Annotated in this window: 4 protein-coding genes and 1 pseudogene; 2 read left to right on the forward strand and 3 right to left on the reverse strand. The window is 41.4% G+C overall.

The features are described 5' to 3' along the window. Positions 1-251: 251 nt before the first annotated feature. Positions 252-371: pseudogene (locus HT719_RS11730) on the reverse strand (flagellar assembly protein H domain protein); the annotation flags it as partial. Positions 372-376: 5 nt separating this feature from the next. Then, positions 377-1,351: an Rpn family recombination-promoting nuclease/putative transposase gene (locus tag HT719_RS09425; protein ID WP_172929007.1), complete on the reverse strand. Its 975-nt coding sequence runs from the start codon at positions 1,349-1,351 to the stop codon at positions 377-379. 197 nt (positions 1,352-1,548) lie between these two features. Between HT719_RS09425 and HT719_RS09430 the strand changes: the two genes are divergently transcribed. Both HT719_RS09430 and HT719_RS09435 read left to right on the forward strand, forming a co-directional pair. Continuing rightward, positions 1,549-2,526, forward strand: a complete 978-nt coding sequence (locus tag HT719_RS09430) for a Gfo/Idh/MocA family oxidoreductase (RefSeq protein ID WP_172929009.1) — start codon at positions 1,549-1,551, stop codon at positions 2,524-2,526. Continuing rightward, positions 2,523-3,605 carry a DEAD/DEAH box helicase gene (locus HT719_RS09435; RefSeq protein WP_172929011.1) on the forward strand — a complete coding sequence of 361 codons (1,083 nt, stop codon included), beginning with the start codon at positions 2,523-2,525 and terminating at the stop codon, positions 3,603-3,605. Before HT719_RS09430 ends, HT719_RS09435 begins: the two co-directional genes overlap by 4 nt. Positions 3,606-3,683: 78 nt before the next feature. Here HT719_RS09435 and HT719_RS11735 read toward each other — a convergent pair. Beyond that, positions 3,684-3,906 (reverse strand): hypothetical protein (locus HT719_RS11735; protein WP_345790045.1); only part of this gene is annotated, 223 nt, incomplete at its 5' end.

Genomic DNA, 3,906 nt, shown 5'->3' on the forward strand with positions numbered 1-3,906 from the left:
TAACAATGTTTTAGAAGTAGAGGCGCACTATTCTAGTTTCAATCTACTATAATAGAAATTACTTTGACTTTCCTGACTGATTTGTTTAGTTCTTATTTCATTCAGATATGCTATGCATTAACCAATAGCGGATACCTACGGAAAACTTGCCACTCAGATGTAGGACCTGCCCATCATACAAAAAAACAGACTTCATCCCACAAAGAGATAAAATCTGTTACTATTTTCTACACGATATTTCCTAATTTTTAATCCAGCAGTTGGTCTACTTGGCTGATGGCTCGCTCGGGTTGCTGGGTAAAGGGCTTGTTGCCAAAAAACTCCAACCACGGCTTGCGAACCTCGTCTTTGCTGGTTTCTCTGTATTTTTTAGGTCTTATTTATGGTGGTCCTTCAATAGCGCCTCAAACTCAGATACTGATATACCCAACTGCTGGCTGGCAACCTCAGAAGTCAGAAGTCCTTGGCGAACCATATCTAGGAAGGCAAAGAATTTTCCACGTTCAAGTCCTTGTTCTAAACCTTTTTCGATGCCTTGTTCAATCCCTTCAGCTCGTCCACGTTCAAGACCACGCTCCAACCCCTGTTCGATACCTTTTGCCCTAGCTTGTTCCAAGGCATAGTCCTGTGCTAATAATGCTTGTTCTTCTCGCATACGTAGTTGACTAAACATTTTCCTATCCTCCTCGGACCAGCTCTTGTAGTCCAGCAGTTGGTCTGCTTGGCTGATGGCTCGCTCGGGTTGCTGGGTAAAGGGTTTATTCCCGAAAAACTCCAACCACGGCTTGCGAACCTTGTCTTTGCTGGTTTCTCTGTATTTTTTTAATTCCAAGAAAGCCATCTTGACCAGATGGTTTTCTTGACCGTTACTTGTGATGGTTAAGACTTCACCCGTCGTGTCCTCGCGCATACTGAAACTGTGAAAAGCTAAGTCATCTTGAAAATAATTACTATCTACAATTGCGATTGCATAGACTGGTGCGATGTGTTTATAGCTCTGGTGAGTATCACCTTCTCGCTGGCGAATTTTTTCTAGGTTTTGATTGACCTGACTGCACAGGTAAGCCCATAAACGATTGATGAAAAAATTCTGATGATGTACTTGAATCTCAATGATTACTTGAGTGCCATTATCTAGTTCAGCTAAAACATCTATACTGGTATAAAAATCCTGCGCTGAGTAGGGCAGGGAAGGCAAGACGTGAATGTTACTTCCCTCCAAAATCGTCACATTTTTGGCTGGCAAGTCCAGCATATCGCGAATAAATTGACAAGTGATTTCTGGGTTGCTGAATATTTTCTTAGCAACCAAGTCATTAGTTGGGCTAATGCCCGGATGTCTTAGAATCATCCTTTTCCTCCTTCTATTATAGCACATTTTTTAATCTAATTTACTAGATTTGATGCTTCTATCTATTTATTCGTAAAAGAAAGCTTTTCTTCAGAAGAAAGCGAATCGCTTATTTGAAATTTTTTACCCTCTGTTGGATAGTCCCGTCTATCTATGTTATAATGAAAGAAGGATTTAAAATCGGAAAAGGAGTATCTATGCTTAAATTAGGTGTCATCGGAACAGGTGCTATCAGCCATCACTTCATAGAAGCAGCCCATGCTAGTGGAAAATACCAGCTGGTCGCAGTCTATTCTAGGAAACTTGAAACTGCCGCAACCTTTGCTTCTCACTATGAGAATATCCAACTATTCGATCAATTAGAGGACTTCTTCAAGAGCTCTTTTGATGTAGTCTATATTGCCAGTCCAAACTCCTTACATTTTGCTCAGTCAAAGGCTGCCTTGTCTGCTGGTAAACACGTCATTCTTGAAAAGCCAGCTGTCACTCAGCCACAAGAATGGCTAGACTTGAGACAGACAGCTGAGAAAAATCACTGTTTTATATTCGAAGCAGCTCGGAATTACCATGAAAAAGCTTTCACTATCATCAAAAACTTTTTAGCAGACAAACAGATTTTGGGAGCAGATTTCAACTATGCCAAGTATTCTTCAAAAATGCCTAACTTGTTGGCTGGGGAGACACCAAATGTCTTTTCAGACCGTTTTGCTGGTGGAGCTCTTATGGATTTGGGGATTTATCCTCTCTACGCTGCCGTTCGCCTTTTTGGAGAAGCTCAGGACGCTACCTATCAAGCTCAACAGCTTGACAATAGCATGGACCTAAATGGAGATGGCATCCTCTTCTACCCAGACTTTCAAGTTCATATTAAAGCTGGAAAAAACATCACTTCCAATCTTCCTTGCGAGATTTATACAACAAATGGAACCTTGACCCTCAACACGATTGAGCATCTTCGCTCGGCTATTTTTACCGACCATCAAGGCAATCAAGTCCAACTCCCTATCCAACAGGCTCCTCATACGATGACTGAGGAAGTCGCTGCATTTGCACAGATGATTCAGCAACCAGACCAGACACTCTACCAGACTTGGCTGGATGATGCAGGCTCTGTTCATGAGCTACTATATACCATGCGCCAGACTGCTGTCATTAGATTTGAGGCAGAAAAATGAAAACCAAACTACCGACCGAGTGGCAAGAACTGAGCGACCAACTCGGTTTCCAAGAATTTACCCCCATTCAAACTCAACTATTTGAACCCCTTCTTGCTGGGGAAAACCTCCTAGGAGTAAGCCCAACAGGAACTGGCAAGACCCTAGCTTATCTCCTACCAAGCCTTCTCAGACTACAAAAGAAAAAAGCCCAACAACTCTTGATTCTAGCACCAAATACAGAACTTTCTGGACAGATTTTTGACGTATGTAAAACGTGGTCAGAAGCCATCGGCTTGACAGCCCAACTCTTCCTATCAGGTTCAAGCCAGAAACGCCAGATTGAACGCCTAAAAAAAGGACCAGAAATTCTGATTGGAACTCCTGGCCGTATCTTTGAACTCATTAAATTGAAAAAAATCAAGATGATGAATGTGGAAACCATCATTCTGGATGAATTTGACCAATTACTAGATGATTCTCAGATTCACTTTGTTGAGAAAATCACTCACTACGCACCTCGTGATCACCAACTGGTCTACATGAGTGCGACGACCAAGTTTGACCAAGAAAAGATTACACCTAACACACATACTATTGATCTTTCTGACCAAAAATTGGACAACATCCAACATTTCTATATGCAGGTAGAGCAACGTCACCGAGTGGATATGCTACGAAAACTAGCTCATGTGGAGGATTTCCGCGGTCTGGTCTTCTTTAACAGCCTATCAGACCTTGGAAGCGCAGAAGAAAAATTACAGTATCGGGATATATTGGCTGTTTCCCTCGCTAGTGATGTCAATGTTAAATTTAGAAAAGTCATCTTGGAAAAGTTTAAAGATAAGCAACTAACCCTACTCCTTGCAACTGACCTTCTGGCTCGTGGAATTGATATCGATAGCCTAGAATGTGTCGTAAACTTTGATATTCCTAGAGATATTGAAACCTACACTCACCGCGCTGGCCGTACAGGTCGCATGGGCAAGGAAGGTTATGTTATCACTCTCGTCACTCATTCAGAAGAACTTAAAAAACTCAAGAAATTTGTGAGCGTACGTGAAATTGTCTTGAAAAATCAAGAACTCTATATTAAATAAAGCCCCATTTCTCTATACACATCCCGTGTATGGAGCTTTTTTATAAGCAATTCAATTTCATACTCTTCAAAAATCTCTTCAAACCGCATTAGCTTCGCCTTGCCGTATGTATATGATACTGACTTCATCAGTCTTATCTGCAACCTCAAAACAGTGTTTTGAGCTGACTTCGTCAGTTCTATCTGCAACCTCAAAACAGTGTTTTGAGCTGACTTCGTCAGTTCTATCCACAACCTCAAAACAGTGTTTTGAGCAACCTGCGGCTAGTTTCCTAGTTTGTTCTTTGATTTTCATTGAGTAT

Origin of the sequence: Streptococcus sp. k-378 (assembly GCF_013277505.1) — a bacterium.
Taxonomy (GTDB): Bacteria; Bacillota; Bacilli; order Lactobacillales; family Streptococcaceae; genus Streptococcus; species Streptococcus pseudopneumoniae.